This is a genomic window from Propioniciclava sinopodophylli, from assembly GCF_004324755.1.
GTDB lineage: Bacteria > Actinomycetota > Actinomycetes > Propionibacteriales > Propionibacteriaceae > Propioniciclava > Propioniciclava sinopodophylli.
This window is the reverse complement of record NZ_SDMQ01000005.1, coordinates 91,287-107,853: the sequence shown is the minus strand read 5'-3', so window position 1 is coordinate 107,853 and position 16,567 is coordinate 91,287. Positions and strand designations below refer to the sequence as shown.

Below are 16,567 nucleotides of genomic sequence, written 5' to 3'. Positions count from 1 at the left end.
CCGTGGTCCGAGCGAACGTCGGGCGCCGGTAGACTGCCCCGGTGCCCGTAGACCGCCTCGTGATCGCCATCGACGGACCCAGTGGGTCCGGCAAGTCGACGACCGCCCGCGCGGTGGCCCGTCGGCTCGGGCTGTCCTACCTCGACACCGGCGCGATGTACCGCGCCGTGGCCGTCGCGTTCCTGGACGCCGGCGTCCGCCCCGACGACACCGCCGCGGTGATCGCGGCCACCAGCGGCGCTGTCATCGAGCTGAGCCTCGACCCCGACGAGAGCTGGGTGCGGGTCAACGGGCGCGACGTCACCGAGCAGATCCGCGAGCCCCGCACGGCCCAGAACGTGTCGGCGGTCTCCACCATCCCCGAGTGCCGCGCCGACCTGGTGCGCCGCCAGCGCGCCCTCATGGACGCCGACCCGCGCGGCTGCGTCGCCGAGGGCCGCGACATCACCACCGTCGTCTACCCGGACGCCGACGTGCGCGTCCTGCTCACCGCCTCGCCCGAGGCGCGCCTGCGTCGCCGCGCGGGGGACATGGCAGGCAAGCTCACCGAGGAGCAGCTCCGCGACCAGGTGCTGCGCCGCGACCGGGACGACTCCAAACTCGTCGAGTTCCAGACGGCCGCCGAGGGCGTCCACCTGCTCGACACGTCCGACATGACCCCGGCCGAGGTCGTCGACGCCATCACCAGCCTGGCCGAGGAGGCCCACCCGTGACCGAGACCAAGCCCGTCCTTGCGGTGGTGGGACGCCCGAACGTGGGCAAGTCCCTGATGGTCAACCGCATCATCGGACGCCGCGAGGCCGTCGTGCAGGACCTGCCGGGCGTGACCCGCGACCGCGTCAGCTACGACGCATCCTGGAACGGCCGCGACTTCATCATCGTCGACACCGGCGGCTGGGTCAGCGACGCCGACGGCATGGCCGCCCGCATCGCCGAGCAGGCCGAGCTGGCCATCGGCGCGGCGGACGCGGTCCTGTTCGTCGTGGACGCCACCGTCGGCATCACCGACGAGGACGAGGCCGTCGTCCGCGTGCTGCGCCGCTCCGGCAAGCCCGTCGTGCTGGCCGCCAACAAGGTCGACGACCAGCGCCTCGAGGCCGAGGCCGCCGCCATGTGGAACCTGGGGCTGGGGGAGCCGTACCCCGTCTCGGCCCTCCACGGCCGCGGCTCCGGAGACCTGCTGGACGCCATCCTCACGGCCCTGCCCGAGGCGCCGTCTGCGAACTACGAGGAAGTCGGCGGGCCGCGCCGGGTCGCCATCGTCGGCAAGCCGAACGTCGGCAAGAGCTCGCTGCTCAACAAGCTGTCGGGCCAGCAGCGCTCGGTGGTCGACAACGCGTCGGGCACGACGGTCGACCCCGTCGACGAGCTGGTCGAGCTCGGGGGAGAGGTCTACCGCTTCATCGACACCGCCGGCCTGCGCCGCCGCGTCAAGGAGGCGTCCGGCCACGAGTACTACGCGTCGCTGCGCACCCAGCAGGCCATCGAGCGCGCCGAGGTGTGCGTGGTCGTCATCGACGCGGCTGAGACCATCTCCGACCAGGACCTCAAGATCCTCACCATGGTCGAGGAGGCCGGCAAGGCGATGGTCATCGCCTACAACAAGTGGGACCTGACAGACGACGAGCGCCGCCGCTACCTCGAGCGCGAGATCGAGCGCGACATCCACGCCTTCGGGTGGGCGCCGCACGTCAACATCTCCGCGCTGACCGGCCGCAACGTCGACAAGCTCAAGAAGGCCATCGACGCCGCGCTCGAGGGCTGGGAGACCCGCGTCAGCACCGGCCAACTGAACTCGTTCCTGGGACGCGTCGCCGCCGCCCACCCGCACCCGGTGCGCTCGGGCAAGCAGCCGCGCATCCTGTTCGGCACCCAGGCGCAGAACTGCCCGCCGACCTTCGTGCTGTTCACCTCCGGCCGCCTGGACCCGCAGTACGAGCGCTTCGTGGAGCGCCGCCTGCGCGAGGAGTTCGGCTTCGTGGGTTCCCCGGTAGCGGTCGAGGTCCGCGCCCGGGAGAAGCGCAGCCGGTAGTGCGCCTGCGGGGCCTGTTCGCCGACACCCGGCCGCTCCGGACGCCCGCCTTCCGGCGGCTGTGGGTCGCCAACATCGTCACCGTCATCGGGGCGCAGCTCACGGTGGTCGCCGTGCCCGCCCAGATCTGGACGCTCACGCACTCCTCGGCCATGGTCGGGCTCACCGGCCTGTTCGGTCTGGTGCCGCTGGTCGTGTTCGGCCTGTGGGGCGGAGCGCTCGCCGACCACATGGACCGCCGCACCCTGCTGGTGGGCACCACGACCGGGCTCATCGTCACGTCGGCGCTGTTCACGGCGCTGTCGCTGCTCGGCAACACCAACGTGTGGCTGCTGCTCACGGTGTTCTCGCTGCAACAGGCGTGCTTCGCGCTCAACCAGCCGGCCCGGCAGGCGATCCTGCCGGTCCTGCTGCCCACCGATCAGCTGACCTCCGCCAACGCGTTGGGCATGACCGTGATGTCCGCGGGCGCCATCGCGGGCCCGCTCGTGGGCGGAGCGCTGATCCCGGTGCTCGGCTTCGCCTGGCTGTACGGAATCGACACGATCTTCCTGTTCGCGACGCTGTGGGCGGTCGTCTCGCTGCCGCCCCTGCCGGTGCAGGGGGCCGGCAAGGGCGCGCCGGGCCTTCGGAGCGTCATCGACGGGTTGGCCTACCTGCGCCTGCACCCGATCCTGCTCATGTCCTTCGTCGTGGACCTCATCGCCATGATCTTCGGCATGCCGCGCGCGCTGTTTCCGCAGATCGCCAACCTCGACTTCGGCGGCCCCACCGAGGGCGGGCTCGCGTTCGCCCTGCTGTTCGCGGCCATCCCGGCGGGCGCGGTGGTGGGCGGCGTCTTCAGCGGCTGGGTGTCCCGCGTGCGGCGCACGGGAGCGGCGGTGCTGTGGTGCATCGCGGCGTGGGGGGCCGCGATCACCGTTTTCGGCGTGGCCGTCGGGTTGGCCCACCTCAGCGAGCCGGTCATGCTGGCGCTCGGCGTCGCCGCGCTCGCAGCCGCAGGTGCGGCGGACATGGCCTCCGCGGCCTTCCGCCAGTCGATTCTGCTCGCCGCGGCCGACGACGCGGTGCGCGGACGCCTCCAGGGCGTCTTCATCGTCGTCGTGGTCGGCGGCCCCCGCATCGCCGACGTCCTGCACGGCGGCGCGGCCCAGGTGGCCGGCACCGCCTGCACCACGATCGGCGGCGGCGTCCTCGTGCTGGTGCTGCTCGGCTTGGCCACGTTGGCGTACCCGGCGTTCGCCCGCTACCGCCTGCCGTCCGGGGCAGCGTCGGCCTCGGACTGAGGCCCGGCCCAGCCGCTACGGTGGCCCCATGCGTGCCTTCCTGCCCCCGACGCCGTTCCTGGCCGTCGACGCCACGGTGCTGGATGCGAACATCGAGCGTGTCGCCGCGTGGGCCGATGACCGCGGCCTGGCCCTGCGCCCGCACGCGAAGACGCACAAGAGCCCCGAGATCGCCCACCGGCAGGAGGACGCCGGCGTCAGCGGCCTGACCGTCGCCACCGTGGGGGAGGCCGAGGTCTTCGCCCAGTCCGGCTTCGACGACCTGTTCATCGCCTACCCGCTGTGGTTGGACGAGGAGCGTCGCCTGCGCGTCCGGCGCCTGGCCGAACGCGCCACCGTCCGGGTCGGCTTCGACTCCCTCGCCGCCGCCCGGGGACTGGTCGGCATCGGCGTGACCGGACTGGTCGAGATCGACTCGGGGCACCACCGCTCGGGCGTCGTCCCGGCCGACGCGGGCGAGCTGGCCGCGGTCGCGGCCAGCGAGGGCCTCGACGTGGTGGGCGTGTTCACGTTCCCGGGCCACAGCTACGTTCCGGGCGGACGCGAGGCGGCGGCCGGGCAGGAGGCCGAGGCGCTCGCCACCGCTGTCGCGTCGTTCCGCGACGCCGGCTTGGTGGCCCGGGTGGTCTCGGGCGGTTCCAGTCCGAGCCTGGCCGCGACCGGCGCGGGCCTGACCGAGTCGAGGCCCGGCGTCTACGTCTTCAACGACGCCCAGCAGTGGGAGCTCGGTGCCTGCACCCCCGAGCAGGTCGCCCTGACCTGCCACGCGACCGTCGTCAGTCACGCGGGCGGACGCCTTGTGCTCGACTCCGGCTCCAAGGTGCTCGGCGCCGACCGCCCGGCGTGGGCGTCCGGCTTCGGGCGCCTGCTCGACCATCCGGATGCCCGCATCGTCATCCTGTCGGAGCACCACGCGGTGGCCGACCTGTTCGGTGAGGCGCTGCCCCCGCTGGGCTCGACCGTCCGCGTCGTGCCCAACCACGCCTGCAACGCCGTCAACCTCGTCGACGAGTACACCGTGCTGGAGCAGGGGCGGCTCGTCGACCGCTGGGCCGTCGCCGCCCGGGGGATGAACGCCTGATGGAACGGCCGGGGGTTCGCGCCGCCGGCCTCGCCGTGGCGTTGGCGTCCGCCGCCATGTTCGCCACATCGGGGTCGTTCGCCCGCCCGCTCATGGAGGCCGGTTGGTCGCCGGCGGCGGCCGTCCTCGTCCGGCTGGGGCTGGCGTCGTTCGTGCTCTGGCCGCTGGCCGCGACGTCCTTGGCGGGGCAGTGGGGGATGCTGCGCACCAAGTTGCGGCCGATCCTCGCCTACGGCCTGCTCGGCGGCGCGGCCGTCCAGGTGGCCTACTTCAACGCCATCACCTTCATCGAGGTCGGCATCGCGCTGATGCTGGAGTACCTCGGCGTCGTCCTCGTCGTGCTGTGGGTGTGGGCGCGCACGCGGCGGCGTCCGGGCCCGATGACGCTCACCGGCATGGTCGTGGCGGTGGCGGGGCTCGCGGTCATCCTGAACCCGGCCGACCTCGCCGGGGCCGACCTGCGCGGCGTGGCGTGGGCGCTGTTCGCCGCCACCGGGATGGCGACGTACTTCATCGTGTCCGCCGAGACCGCCGACATCCCGCCCATCGCCTTCGTGGCCGCCGGCCTGGGTGTCGGCGCACTGGCGCTGCTGGTCTCGGGGCTGGTCGGTCTGGTGCCCCTGCGGGCGACCACCAACGACGTCGTCATGTTCGGGACGCCGCTGCCGTGGTGGGTGCCGCTGCTGGAGCTGGCCATCGTCGCCGCGGCCCTGGCCTACGTCACCGGGTTCGTGGCCGCGCGCCAGCTCGGCCCGACGGTGGCGAGCTTCGTGGGGCTGACCGAGGTCGTCTTCGCCGTGGCGTGGGCGTGGCTGCTTTTGGGGGAACTCCCCGGGGCGGTCCAGCTGCTGGGGGGCGCGGTGCTCATCACCGGCGTCGCCGCAGTCCAGGCGGGCAACCTGCGCGACACCACGCGCCTGCGGCGCGCACCCGAGGCAGCGGGCGCCGAGGTGCCCTAGGCCGGGCGTGCTCGCTCGCGACGGCCGAGGCGCGCTCGATGCGTTCAGGGATGGACCGCGTCCGGGCGGCGGCGTCGAAGACGGTGGCGGTACCGGCCATCGTTCCACCGCCCGGACGGGTTGGGGTGCCGCTCAGCGGTCCTGTGCGGGGCTGTCCTGGACGTCGACGCCGAGGGTCTCGGGGCGTCCATCGATGACCTGGATGTACTTGTCGTCGGCCGACTCCTCGCCCTCGACCTCGTCGTCGGTGGCGTCGAGGTTCACCAGCGGCTCGTCCAGCGCCTGGATGTCCTCCCGGGGCGCGTCCACGTCGTCCAGGCGGCTCTCACGCGGGTCCAGGGTGGGGTCGGTCATGGGTACTCCTCCTCGCCGTTCCGGACTCCAGCGTCCGGTCGCACTAGCTTCGAACGCGCATCGGGGCTTGTCAAGGGGTGGTGACGACCAGAACGGGCTTACATCGGACGCGCCGAGGGGCGGCCGATTCCGCAACAGGGGCCGGGTTGGTGTAACGTAGGTCGCCGTGGCCGGAGCCTGCAAAGGCGGGCCACGGGCGGGCTGTAGCGCAGCTTGGTAGCGCACTTGACTGGGGGTCAAGGGGTCGCAGGTTCAAATCCTGTCAGCCCGACCGAGGAATCGGTCGCCGTCCACGGCGACCACCACTCGCACCGGACGCCGCATCCACCTGTTGCCCTGGCGGGCACGGTCGGATCACGTCCTATCCGCGGTGCGCCCCTGCGCTGCGGGTCCATTCACCAGTACCGCCGGTTCGCTGTTCGCTCGCACCCGGTGGTCGAAGGAGTTGTCCATGACGAACCACACGGCGCGTTGGCGCCTCGACCAGGCCGAGCTCAGCTGCGGCCACACCCTGTCCATCCGTCACGGCGAGGCGTCCGCCTACTGCTCGTGGTGCGCCCAGAGCATGAACGTGCTGACCCTGGCCGCCTGACCCGAAATCCCACACGCGGCCCTCCCGCACACACTGCGGGACGGCCCGTGTTCGGTCACAGGGTCCTGACTCCTGACAGGGGGACTGCATGAGGTCCTGCTGGAAGGATGTTGACCATGCCTAGCCCCCATCCGAAGGAGTTCCGTGACGACGTGTGTCGACAACGTGGTGGCGGTGGAGAGAAGGTGGTTGTGCGCGACGCCGAGGGCATGGTCCTTGAGCTTGTGATCCTGGGCCCCGAGGACGGACCCCGAGGCCGGGATTTCAAGAATGTCCGGCTGTCATTCAAGGCACCGTTTTCTGGCCCCAAGGTAGTTGGTCTGTGGGGCGGGAAGGATGAGACCGTCGTAGTCCTCGAGCCTCACTCATCTTTCGAGTGGCACTCTGCAGCAGGTTCCCTCCCAGCCTGAACCAGATCCACCGGGTCGGGGTCTCGCACGGCCATCCATAGCCATTCTGTACACGTCCTGTCATGCCGCGGGGGTGTCGAATTGGGCGCGGTCGGGATCGCGACGTCGCCAGGGCGATCAGGCCTGCGGGCGTGTCGGACGGAGACTGTCGGAGCCTCGGCTCACACTGAGATTGGAGCCGGACAGGGCTCTATCGCTCGGGCTCGCACTCCACCTGGGCGGTTCAGACGAGGGCGTCAGTCTCCCGGAGGCGCGGCTCTCGGGCAGACACGCAGGGGAAGGCGCCGGCGCCGGAGGCAGGAAGGAGGAGTCGCTCATGGCAAAGGGCGGGAAGGGCAAGACCACGAGTTCCAAGGTCGCGTCCAAGGCGTCCAAGGTGCTGAGCGACGGGCGCTACAGCAAGACGTCAAAGTCGGTCGCTGGAAGCGCCCTGGCTCAGGCCAAGGGCAAGTAGCGCCTAGACAGTGAACGGCCCGGCCGCATCACGGGCTGTTCACGCGACCACGGCGCCGATTCCGACAACTAGGGCGTGTCTCGTAACCGTAGGAGCCATCTGATGATGGCGTTGAGGACGGCGGCGCCGCGGTAGACGATGCCGAGTTTGTCGTAGCGGGTGGCGAACCCGCGCCATTGCTTGCCGTGGTTGAACGAGCGTTCGACGTGGTTGCGGTTCTTGTAGTCGACCGGGTCGAAGGCGGGAGGTCTGCCTCCGCTGCTGCCGCGGCGTTTCCGGTTCGCGATCTGGTCGGCCGGTTCAGGGATGGTGGTGGTGATCCCTCGCGAGCGCAGCAGCGAGCGGTGCCCGCGGGCAGAGTAGGCCTTGTCGCCCCGCAACCGGTCCGGGGTGGTGCGGGGCCGGCCCGGTCCGATCCGGGGCACCGACAGGTGGTCCAGCAGGACCGGCAGCATCGGCGAGTCACCGGACTGCCCGGCCGACACGACCACGACCATCGGTGCGCCCCGGCCGTCGACGAGGTGGTGGATCTTGCTGGTCAACCCGCCCCGAGAACGCCCGATACCGTGATCAGGCGACTCCAGGCGCAGATTGTTGTAGTTCGGTGGCGCCCCCTGTGTCCCGGGGCAGGTTGGTGCCGTGCTGGTGGGCGCGGTTGATCGTGGAGTCCACGTTCACCGACCAGTCGACCCGTCCGGCGGCGTCGGCCTGGCCCATCAGCATGGTGTGGATCCGGTCCCAGGTGCCGTCCTCGCTCCAGGTGCGGTGCCGGGCCCACACGGTCTGCCACGGCCCGAACTCGGCGGGCAGGTCCCGCCACGGGCTCCCCGTGCGGTAGCGCCACACGATGCCCTCCACCACCAGCCGGTGGTCCGCCCAGGGCCGACCACCCTTCGCGCCAGACCGAGGCATCAACGGCTGCAACCGGGCCCAGTCCTCATCGGTCAACACCGGCATCCGACTCACGACCGACACCCTGCCCGAGAAACACCAGGAGCGTTACGAGACACGCCCTAGGCCGCGGAGCGATCGATGAGCGCCTGTAGTCCTCGCTCCGGGACCGTGCTGGAGCTTGCATCCGCCCCAATTGGATCGGACGACTCCGGCAAGTCGTTGATTGCCAGGGCCCGGGCCGTTCCCGACGACCTCGCCACACGTGTCGGCTGACCGACGCCGAATGCGCGCACATGCCGCGGGTCGCGCCGGTCGGTGTGGGCGGGTGAGTATGGTTCCTTTGTGATAACAGGCGAGGTATCATGGGTCCATGGCTGAGCATACGTTCTCGGATCGGCTGAAGTTGCGGCGTGCAGCGGCCGGGTTGACCCAGCGTCAACTGGCCGACCTGTCCGGGGTGAAGCAACCCTTGATCGCGGCGATCGAGCGGGGCACCAGGGCGCCGTCCGACGCTGCGAGGGCCGCCTTGGAGCGCGCGCTGCGCGTACGGCCGTCGATGCTGCTGCGCGCCAGGCGTGACGACGTGTTGGCCGCTGTCGCGAGGGTCGGGGCCAAGGATCCCCGTGTGTTCGGCTCGGTGGCACGAGGCGACGACAGTCCGGGGTCGGACATCGACTTGCTGGTTACCTTCCCCCCCGAGGCGGACATCGTGACGCTCCTGACCTTGGAGGAGGAGTTGGCTGAACTCCTCACCGTTCCGGTGGATGTGGTGTCGTGTGGTAGTTCCGGGCGCGTTATTGACCGCGCCCGCGCTGAGGCGGTCCCGCTGTGATGAGCCCGGCGGAGGGAGACCCGCCCCGCAGCGACGAGGTAGGCGCCGATCGGGAGGGTCGGGTTGAGCGGCGCGTGGGCGATCTGGCTGAATTCGTGCGAGAAGCCGCGTATCTGACCAAGAAGGGACAGGAGGCCTACCTCGCGGATTCGATGGAGGGTGCCTTGTTGCGGAATGCCGGCGAGCGGATCCTCATCAAGGTAGCGACCGTCGCCGAGAAGCTGCCTCAAGGGTTCAAGGATAGGTATCCCGACGTTGATTGGCAGGGGATCAATCGAATGCGGAATCTGGTTGCCCACCACTACGACAGGGTCAGCCACGACCTCATATGGGCCGCCCTTACCGTCCGCATCCCCGAACTCGGCTCGAGGCTGTCGGTGAACTGATCTACCGCCATCCTTGTGGCCCGAACGCACTGATCTGCCGCATGGGGGGCGATCACGGCTGACTCGTTTGGCCGATGGTCCGGTGGGGGGTCGGATCGAGGCGGCCACGGGATCGACCCCCACTGCTCGACTCGACGGGCGACTTGTCGACGACACAGCCGGCAATGTTCGAGTGTCAGGCTTTGCGTTCGGCTCGGGTCAGGCGGGCGATGTGCAGGGTGAGGTAGAGGAACTCATCGTCGGTATAGTACTCGTCGTTCGTGTGGAGTGGGAGCCGTACGCGCTGGGCGCAGCGGAACGCGTCCGAGTGCGCGAGTTCGACGGCGTCCACGAGTTCGGAAGGTTGTCCGCGAACTGGCGTCCCAACTGGCGTCGCACGAGCAGATAGAGCAGGTAGGTCACGAAGCGGGAAACGTGCATGGACTCGCGGTCGGGTCTGGTGCCAACACACTGGTCCACCAGTGGTGGCGTGCTCACTCGATCCTCTGTTGTCGGAACGAAGCGACAAGCGCGTCGCGTCGCGCATGGAGCGGAATGTCCTCGAATTCGCTGAGCGGGTGACTGCTGATGGAGCAGTAGCAGTCAAGCAGTGCACGCGCGTTAGCGACGACGTTCGAGGGCACGAGCGCCGCGAAGCGAGCCATCGGGAGTTCCGCGGCCCGAGCCTTTGCGCGCAGTTCAGCGAACGGATCCTTGTCGTCGCTGGGAGAATGTGCGTACTGATCCATGTCAGCGAACGTTTCCATCAGAGTCGCGAAGGCCTCCAGTTGGAGCGGCCGAAGTGACTCCCGCTGCTCGAAGCGTCGAGCCTCTTCCGCCGCTCTGCGCGTGTGATGCCCCTGGATCCAGGTGCCCGCCACTGTGCCGATCACACCGACAACTGCAACGATCACGACGCCCCAGGAATCCATGGAGACCATTATGCCGGGCTCTTGGAAGGCGCAGGCCAGGGGCCCAAGTCGCAGAACCTTGGAATGGTGAGCGGCTGACTGACATGCCCGCCGAACATGCGTCATGCGATGCGTCGCGTGGCGCATGTTGCGGGTACGAGTGAGCGGAGTGCCTTCAGGGGTGCAGATCACGCACGCCTTTAGCCACGATCAGCGACGGCCGGTCCTCCCTTCCGTGTCCACGAACCAGGGGTAGGCGCCTCAATCCAATACTTTGGTCGCATCTAGCATGACGGACTCTGGTGGGCAGGGCAGGAAAGATAGGGCGACAGTTCTGTCGCAGACGAACGAAGCCACTATGTTGCGCGTCAGCATCTTGCCGGAACCCGTGGTGTACGTTGCACCTATTGCGAACGTGTTTGGTCCGACGGGGGTGACCTCATCGACGACGGCCTTCGCGTATCCAGACCAGAAGCGGTCGAACTCTTCGACGGTGTTGTTCGCCAGTGCGCGCAATCCTGGGGATAACCGAGCACGGGCCAGTTGGCGGTCGGCAGGACTCGTCGCCTTTGAATAGTAGTCCGCAAAGAAGACACTGATTTCTCCGGCCGTGATTTGGGTAGGCTGTGCAGCAAGTCCGCCCGCATAGCCCCCGAGGATTCCTGCCACGATACTCGCCAGCACCCCGGCGGCGGCCGGCGCCAGTGTTCCCATTTCGACTCCTTTGCGACCCCTCGTGACGCAACCGTACCGCCTCGGCCGCTCTAAAGGTCGGGCCGAGTGGCGAAGACTAGGCCGACATCCGGAATTGCCACAGGGTGCGCGTGGGTCGCCTGTCGGCTCCTGTTCCCGCAGCGCGGGATTGCTTCCGGGTTGGACGCGCCGAAATGCGGGTCGCCCCGATGAGCCTCTGGAGTTGGGCTTGGGGGCGATTGCCTACCCTTGGGCCATGAGCCTTCCCCACCACACGACGGACGCAGCCTGGTCCGCTTGGCTTGTGCCCCGGCTGCTGCCGTGGGGACCGGCTGGGGTTCCGGTGGGTGCGATAGTGCCGACGGGATTCGCGGCGTACGTGCGGGTCCTGCACCCCCTGCAGGACGGACACCGCTGGCGCGAGATCGCGGCGTCCCAAGGACGCGTCCTGCACCCGCTGGCCCAGTGGAGTCACTTCTTCGACACCCTGCACCACCCAAATCTGTGGCCGCCGGATGGCCACCTCCCACGCCCCGACCACGACGCGCTTCTCGCGCACCTACCGGCATCCGGGGATGTCACCTACGCGGTCTGGGAGGGCTACGGGTTCTGGGGCGGGGGCAAGGTTCAGGCGCATCACCCCGACCTCACAACCTACGAGATCCCGGTGCCGAGCCGGGTCCCGGGGGCTACCGAGCCGGTGCTGGACCTTCCGCACCGGCGCTACCACCTGTTCCGGGCGCCACTGGCCGCGCACGAGGTCTGGGTCGAGGACCAGTTCATCGAGCAGTCGGCGAACCTCGTGTGGCCGGACGACCATGCCTGGTGTCTGGCTACCGAGATCGACTTCGGTTTCACATTACTCGGCCGCGAGCGCGGGGTCGCCGACGCCGTTCTCGCCGATCCCACACTGGAGGCGTTCGAGGTCGGTGTCGACGACAACATGAGCTGGTCAGGGGACACGATCAATCCGGCGCCCCGGCGGGACTGACATACGCATCCGACCCGCGACGCCACCACGTTCGACCACGCCGATCCAGTGCGCCCCGCCTGCTGAACGGGTCTGCAGCGAGCTTGGTTGACCTTAGGCTGATCGTCGCCAGGTGCTAGCATTGCTGTCAGGGAGGTGGTGGTCATGGGCACTTTGACGATCCGGCAGTTGAACGAACACACCCACGCTCGGTTGCGCGGCCGGGCCGCCAAGCATGGACGATCGGTCGAGGCCGAGGTCCGCGCGATCTTGGACGCGGCGGTGGACCTTCCTGAGGAGAACATCTTGATCGCGCTGCACGCTACGTTCGCCGAAGCCGGCGGCGTGGATCTCGACGTCCCGGAACGTAACGATGCGCCGCGTTCGGTCGACCTGTCGTGATCATCGCCGACACCAACATCGTCTCGGAGTTCATGAATGACACCCCTGATCCACACGTGCTGGCGTGGGCGCACGGCGTGGGAGCGGCGGACTTGACCATCAGCGTCGTGACCGTCGAAGAGATCGACCGCGGCCTGGGACGACTCCCGAGGGGACGGCGTCGCAAGGACCTGGAGCGTCGGTGGGCCACATTGCTGGACGCATTCGCCGACACCATCGCCACCTACGACGTGCCCGCCGCCAGAGCCACGGCCCGACTGGTGGTCGCCAGTTTGGATCAGGGACGACCGATGTCGCTGGCCGATGCACAGACCGGTGGCATCTGCCTGACCCACGCGGCCACCCTGGCCACCAGGAATATGAAGGACTTCTCCTCCATCGCTGACCTGACCCTCATCAACCCGTTCGATCACCCGCATCCGTAACGCACCGAGCGCGGCGGACATGGTAATCATCCGGGGCGCCCGAGGGCTTCTCAACGTAGGACGCGGGACTGAGAGGACGAAACGGGTTGGGTCATGGACTGCTCGGGAAGACCCGCTCGCTGAACAACAGGGCGACCAACTCCCCACGGGTCGTGACCCGCACCTTGTCGAAGACCGAACTCAGGTGGTCCCTCACCGTGTTCGGTGAGAGTCCCAAGCGGCGGCCGATCTCGTCGTTGGAATACCCGTGAGCGATCTCCTGGACGATGTGACGCTCCCTCGCCGTCAGGCAGTTGGCCTCGATCAGCAGCTCCGCCACCTGGGAAGGGCGGGCGCGGTCGATCACCAACGACGTCAGCCCGCGCTCGCCCTGCGGTGTCCTTGACGGCGAGGCGCTCAGGACGCTCCAACATCCCCACTGGGTGCGCAGCCTCGTGAAGGAGGGCCCGCGCGCGCGTTCGTTCCCGACCGCATTCGCGTGAGCCACCACGGCGTCCACGGTCGCCATTCCCGTCCTACGCTCGGGGGCCCCCGCATGGCTCCCCTCGATTTCGTGGAACCACGCTGTCGCCCCGGCGTCCAGGGCCACGAGCCCCCCGGTAGGACTGAACAATGCGGTTCCCAGTCCGGGGGAGTGCAGTGACACGGGCCGCGTCCAGGCCACCTGTGCCCGCAGGGCAGCAGCGATCGACGGGCCGGCGGTCTGCAGCACGGCACAATCGGCCGGGCTGAACGCCGGCTGACTGCTGCCCCGCAACAGGCTCACCACCCCCCACACGACTGAGCCTGCGCGAAAGACGGCGCGCAGCTCGTCGCTGAACCCCGCCACCGTGAGCGCGCCCCGGTACCGCGGACTGCGCTCCGGATTACGGTCGGTGGCACGCAGCAGCGAGTCGGCCGTCACCCGCGAGTGCGCGAGGTCCCGAAAGAGCAGGACGTCTTGGTCGTTGAACTCAGCCTCCCAGTAGGAGGTCCAGCCACTGGCGGGGAGGTTCTCCACGCGCCCCGGTGCTGAGGGAAGCAGGGAGTGGGGGTCGGTGGCGAACCAGGCGGACGCGTCGAAGGGCACGCCCTGCTGCAGCGCTGTGGAGAGTTCGCCGAACAGGTCCGGACGCTCGGGGGGGCGAGCGTAGGCGTCGGCGACGCGGATCACGGCGTCCTGAACGGCTGGCACGACACTCATCGCGACTCCTTGGGGGGCCTCCGCCGCCAGTATGCACAGGGCGATGTGCGGCTGAACAGGGCTGATTGCTTCCGGACCCGTCAACGTGAGGGGGGCGATGACGCCGGACACCACGTCCTGTGGGATGGCACGAGGCAGGAGGAGGGTCGCACGATGGTGGAGTCCTGCCGGGACGTCAGGCCCTCGACCGCCCCGTCCCGACGGGGGCACACCGGGTGACCGTCGACGTGGGTGGGGTCGTGGCGGGGCCGGTCGCCCTGTAGGACACGGCTCTCGTCGCCGACGCGTCCACCCCGCCCGACACGAGCGCCGGTCCGGTGGTCCAGCGGCTCGCCCGCGTGGCCGGCCGGACGCCGCTGCTCGTGTGGGGTCACCGAAACGACCCCGCCACCGCCGTCAAGGTGACCGTGCGGGTCGTCGACCCGCTCGCTCGCCAGGCAGAGGAGACCGTGCTGGTGCCGGCGTGGGTCGAGCCGGTTCCCGCGCTCCACTTGGAGATCGTCGACGTCTTCCGGAACGTCGGGCGTGGCTATGTGGCCAACCTGGTCACGTCGGCCGACCCAGGGAAGGTCCCTCCGTACGTGTTGTCCGTGGTGGCCACCCTGCCCGGACGCGTGGGACCAATCCTGCCGCCCATCCGTCCAGACCGGCCGCTCCCCAGGCCCCCGCGGCCGCTCGCCCGGAGGGCACAGTGGAACCTGCCAAACATCCCCGCGCGCAGGTCGCCCGTGCCGCCGCGGGCGGGCGACATCTCGGCCGAGCGATCGTCCGCACCCGAGGCTCGCACCGAGATCGGCCTCTGGGTGCCCCTGACGAGCATGGCCGGACTGACAGTGACGATCGCGCACCCATCACAAGGCGAGGTGCAGCAGTCCTGGCGTCCGCCGCGGTGAGGGGCGGCCACGAAGCCGACGCCGGCCCAGCATCCCGTGGATCCGGCCCGCCACGTCCGGGTGAAGACAGCGACCGATCGGAGCCTCCGGACACACGGGGGCGATTCATAAGGTGCGTGGCGAGACGGACAGTGCGCAGGGCTAATTGGGTTCTGCCTTGTGGATCTTCCCGGTCAGGCGCCATCGGGGAGCGGTGGCGGCAGGGTCGACGTTCGCGGGCTGGACGGTGGCGGCGACGCACATGTCGTCGGCCGGGTTCCACTGGACGCCGGTGGCGCCGACGGGCCGGACCACCGTGCGACTGCCAAGAATGTTCCAGGCGCCCCGGCTTGGCCAGTGAGGGAACGGCGACGTCCACAAACGACGCAAGGAGGTCACCGGCCCTCCAGTGCGTGAACGCCTTCGACTCGACGAAGCCGTAGCGGTGGTAGTGGAGCCCCTTCTCCGGCAACCCGGAGTCTTGGGGAGGAGATGGGTAGCCGAAGGATCGCTCGAAGCTGACTCCCTGACTCGCCAGGTGACGCCAAGACGCAGATCCAACGTTGTACAGCAGGACGTTCTCCGCGTCGACAAGCAGTCCCCGATCTTCAGCCCCATAGACAGCCTGCAATCGGGCGCCCGTGACCGGCGGCGCCTTCCGAAGGGACTCGCGCAGTTCGTTCCGGAATGCGAGCGCCCAGCCCTTCGGCTCGAACGGTAACCGCGCCGTCGACCAAGCTTCAACCGCCCGCGAGCTGACCCGGATCGCGTAGACGCCCTTCATTCGACAACTGTCGCACGCCGCGCGGAGAACAGCAGGAATAGCCGGAGTGGTCCGTGCTGAAGCGACGCCGATCCGGCCCGATGCCGCTTCGGGCCAACGGCCAGATCGATACCCTGAAAGCATGAACAAAGCCGTCATCGTTCCATCATTGCTGTCGATCGCCCTTGTGATGAGTGGGTGCGTCGCCTCGCCCGCCAACACCGACACCACAACTCCTCAACCGGGCACCGCATCGCCGGTACAGGCGACAGCGACACCTGCTGCGACACCGACCCCAGCCGCCGTCCCAGAGACTGCCGAGGACTGGGCCGAGCAGGTCAAACAGGCGACGAGCACCAAGATCGTATTGATCACCGAGGACAATGACCCCAATGACCTTATTGGTCGCCCCAACGGTTACACGGACGCGGCGGTCATCTACGACAAGGACGCGAGCTGCTCCAGCCTCGGCACGGACTGCGGAGCCACCATCGAGATCTGGCCGTCGCAGGCTGATGCCCAGAAGCGCTCCAACTACATCCAAGGAATCTTGAAGGACACGCCGGCGTTCGGGACGGAGTACCACGCGGTTAACGGCAACGCCCTCTTACGCGTTACCGGCAAGGTGAAGCCATCGGTGGCCAAGGGCTATCAAGAAGCGTTCGAGGGTTGAGAGCTTTGCGCATCCGACGGCGCCCTTTGACGCGAACTCGGGTGTTTCGCGGCCTGAACGCATCTCACGGTTGAGACCTGCCAACGCGCGAATTTGCCGCTCCCGGGAAGTCAGACGGCCTTGAGTGGCTCAATCCGGTCGAGGGTGCTGCCGAGATTGTCCTTCTCGACCTCGAGGTCGTAGCGGGTCTGCAGGTTGAGCCAGAAACGGTCGGTGGTGCCGAAGTAGCGAGCCAACCGGAGTGCAGTGTCGGCGGTGATGCGCCGCTTGCCGTGGACGATCTCGTTGATCCGTCGCGGGGGCACGCCGATGGCGACGGCGAGCCGGTTCTGGCTGACCTGGAGCGGCTCCAAGAACTCCTCCATGAGGATCTCACCGGGATGGATCGGGGTCATGGTGGTCATGGGTGGCACCTC

At 68.9% G+C, this 16,567-nt stretch carries 22 protein-coding genes and 1 tRNA gene; 15 read left to right on the top strand and 8 right to left on the bottom strand.

From position 1 onward, the window contains the following. The first annotated feature begins 41 nt into the window (after nucleotides 1-41). From cmk to ET989_RS06670, 5 genes are read left to right on the top strand one after another with little or no spacing between them, the layout of a single operon-like run. On the top strand, nucleotides 42-713 hold the full coding sequence (cmk, locus tag ET989_RS06690) for a (d)CMP kinase (RefSeq protein ID WP_131167767.1): 672 nt from the start codon (nucleotides 42-44) through the stop codon (nucleotides 711-713). Continuing rightward, on the top strand, nucleotides 710-2,032 hold the full coding sequence (gene der, locus ET989_RS06685) for a ribosome biogenesis GTPase Der (protein WP_131167766.1): 1,323 nt from the start codon (nucleotides 710-712) through the stop codon (nucleotides 2,030-2,032). Before cmk ends, der begins: the two co-directional genes overlap by 4 nt. Further along, a complete protein-coding gene (locus ET989_RS06680) occupies nucleotides 2,032-3,318 on the top strand; it encodes an MFS transporter (protein ID WP_206662252.1) in 1,287 nt (428 codons plus the stop codon). The genes der and ET989_RS06680 overlap by 1 nt, the downstream gene beginning before the upstream one ends. Nucleotides 3,319-3,346: 28 nt before the next feature. Then, nucleotides 3,347-4,399, top strand: a complete 1,053-nt coding sequence (locus ET989_RS06675) for an alanine racemase (RefSeq protein ID WP_131167765.1) — start codon at nucleotides 3,347-3,349, stop codon at nucleotides 4,397-4,399. Continuing rightward, the gene (locus ET989_RS06670; protein WP_131167764.1) at nucleotides 4,399-5,358 is read left to right on the top strand and encodes an EamA family transporter; all 960 of its coding nucleotides are present in this window, start codon (nucleotides 4,399-4,401) and stop codon (nucleotides 5,356-5,358) included. The genes ET989_RS06675 and ET989_RS06670 overlap by 1 nt, the downstream gene beginning before the upstream one ends. A 132-nt stretch (nucleotides 5,359-5,490) precedes the next feature. On the opposite strand, the gene ET989_RS06665 is transcribed toward ET989_RS06670, so the two are convergent. Next, complete coding sequence (locus ET989_RS06665) at nucleotides 5,491-5,712, bottom strand: hypothetical protein (RefSeq protein ID WP_131167763.1); 222 nt, start codon at nucleotides 5,710-5,712, stop codon at nucleotides 5,491-5,493. 197 nt (nucleotides 5,713-5,909) lie between these two features. Here ET989_RS06665 and ET989_RS06660 point away from each other — a divergent pair. From ET989_RS06660 to ET989_RS14875, 3 genes are all read left to right on the top strand, one after another. Next, nucleotides 5,910-5,983 (top strand) — tRNA-Pro (locus tag ET989_RS06660). Between the two features lie 180 nt (nucleotides 5,984-6,163). Beyond that, nucleotides 6,164-6,304: a hypothetical protein gene (locus ET989_RS14880; protein ID WP_165490073.1), complete on the top strand. Its 141-nt coding sequence runs from the start codon at nucleotides 6,164-6,166 to the stop codon at nucleotides 6,302-6,304. A 726-nt stretch (nucleotides 6,305-7,030) separates the two neighbouring features. Further along, complete coding sequence (locus ET989_RS14875; RefSeq protein WP_165490072.1) at nucleotides 7,031-7,168, top strand: hypothetical protein; 138 nt, start codon at nucleotides 7,031-7,033, stop codon at nucleotides 7,166-7,168. 68 nt (nucleotides 7,169-7,236) lie between these two features. Here the strand turns inward: ET989_RS14875 and ET989_RS06655 are convergent. Then, nucleotides 7,237-8,134, bottom strand: a protein-coding gene (locus tag ET989_RS06655; protein ID WP_421958211.1) for an IS5 family transposase whose coding sequence is annotated in 2 segments (ribosomal slippage) — nucleotides 7,237-7,789 and nucleotides 7,788-8,134 — 900 coding nt in all. Because the reading frame shifts where the segments join, the coding sequence is not laid out codon by codon here. Nucleotides 8,135-8,432: 298 nt separating this feature from the next. On the opposite strand from ET989_RS06655, the gene ET989_RS06650 reads away from it, so the two are divergent. Next, on the top strand, nucleotides 8,433-8,894 hold the full coding sequence (locus tag ET989_RS06650; RefSeq protein WP_131167762.1) for an XRE family transcriptional regulator: 462 nt from the start codon (nucleotides 8,433-8,435) through the stop codon (nucleotides 8,892-8,894). Next, the gene (locus ET989_RS06645; RefSeq protein ID WP_180320764.1) at nucleotides 8,894-9,280 is read left to right on the top strand and encodes a HepT-like ribonuclease domain-containing protein; all 387 of its coding nucleotides are present in this window, start codon (nucleotides 8,894-8,896) and stop codon (nucleotides 9,278-9,280) included. The genes ET989_RS06650 and ET989_RS06645 overlap by 1 nt, the downstream gene beginning before the upstream one ends. Before the next feature lie 175 nt (nucleotides 9,281-9,455). On the opposite strand, the gene ET989_RS14870 is transcribed toward ET989_RS06645, so the two are convergent. From ET989_RS14870 to ET989_RS06635, 3 genes are all read right to left on the bottom strand, one after another. Continuing rightward, nucleotides 9,456-9,611, bottom strand: coding sequence for a hypothetical protein (locus ET989_RS14870; protein ID WP_165490071.1), 156 nt, complete (start codon nucleotides 9,609-9,611; stop codon nucleotides 9,456-9,458). Nucleotides 9,612-9,753: 142 nt separating this feature from the next. Then, entirely contained in the window at nucleotides 9,754-10,191 is a 438-nt protein-coding gene (locus ET989_RS06640) for a hypothetical protein (protein ID WP_131167761.1), read from the bottom strand. 240 nt (nucleotides 10,192-10,431) lie between these two features. Continuing rightward, nucleotides 10,432-10,884, bottom strand: coding sequence for a hypothetical protein (locus ET989_RS06635; protein WP_131167760.1), 453 nt, complete (start codon nucleotides 10,882-10,884; stop codon nucleotides 10,432-10,434). Between the two features lie 334 nt (nucleotides 10,885-11,218). Between ET989_RS06635 and ET989_RS06630 the strand changes: the two genes are divergently transcribed. The 3 genes from ET989_RS06630 (at nucleotide 11,219) to ET989_RS06620 (ending at nucleotide 12,660) form a co-directional block, all read left to right on the top strand. Continuing rightward, nucleotides 11,219-11,854, top strand: a complete 636-nt coding sequence (locus ET989_RS06630) for a hypothetical protein (RefSeq protein WP_131167759.1) — start codon at nucleotides 11,219-11,221, stop codon at nucleotides 11,852-11,854. Between the two features lie 144 nt (nucleotides 11,855-11,998). Further along, the gene (locus ET989_RS06625; RefSeq protein WP_131167758.1) at nucleotides 11,999-12,235 is read left to right on the top strand and encodes a FitA-like ribbon-helix-helix domain-containing protein; all 237 of its coding nucleotides are present in this window, start codon (nucleotides 11,999-12,001) and stop codon (nucleotides 12,233-12,235) included. Beyond that, a complete protein-coding gene (locus tag ET989_RS06620) occupies nucleotides 12,232-12,660 on the top strand; it encodes a PIN domain-containing protein (protein ID WP_131167757.1) in 429 nt (142 codons plus the stop codon). The genes ET989_RS06625 and ET989_RS06620 overlap by 4 nt, the downstream gene beginning before the upstream one ends. A gap of 91 nt (nucleotides 12,661-12,751) precedes the next feature. Here ET989_RS06620 and ET989_RS06615 read toward each other — a convergent pair whose 3' ends face one another. Beyond that, nucleotides 12,752-13,843, bottom strand: a complete 1,092-nt coding sequence (locus ET989_RS06615) for a helix-turn-helix transcriptional regulator (RefSeq protein ID WP_131167756.1) — start codon at nucleotides 13,841-13,843, stop codon at nucleotides 12,752-12,754. 317 nt (nucleotides 13,844-14,160) lie between these two features. Between ET989_RS06615 and ET989_RS06610 the strand changes: the two genes are divergently transcribed. Further along, entirely contained in the window at nucleotides 14,161-14,736 is a 576-nt protein-coding gene (locus tag ET989_RS06610) for a hypothetical protein (protein ID WP_131167755.1), read from the top strand. A 141-nt stretch (nucleotides 14,737-14,877) separates the two neighbouring features. Here the strand turns inward: ET989_RS06610 and ET989_RS14865 are convergent, their stop codons facing one another. Beyond that, nucleotides 14,878-15,030 (bottom strand): hypothetical protein, encoded by a 153-nt coding sequence (locus ET989_RS14865; RefSeq protein ID WP_165490070.1) that lies wholly within the window; start codon nucleotides 15,028-15,030, stop codon nucleotides 14,878-14,880. Between the two features lie 590 nt (nucleotides 15,031-15,620). Here ET989_RS14865 and ET989_RS06605 point away from each other — a divergent pair. Then, a complete protein-coding gene (locus tag ET989_RS06605; RefSeq protein ID WP_131167754.1) occupies nucleotides 15,621-16,151 on the top strand; it encodes a hypothetical protein in 531 nt (176 codons plus the stop codon). A 110-nt stretch (nucleotides 16,152-16,261) separates the two neighbouring features. On the opposite strand, the gene ET989_RS06600 is transcribed toward ET989_RS06605, so the two are convergent. Next, on the bottom strand, nucleotides 16,262-16,555 hold the full coding sequence (locus ET989_RS06600) for a HigA family addiction module antitoxin (RefSeq protein ID WP_131167753.1): 294 nt from the start codon (nucleotides 16,553-16,555) through the stop codon (nucleotides 16,262-16,264). Nucleotides 16,556-16,567: the final 12 nt, after the last annotated feature.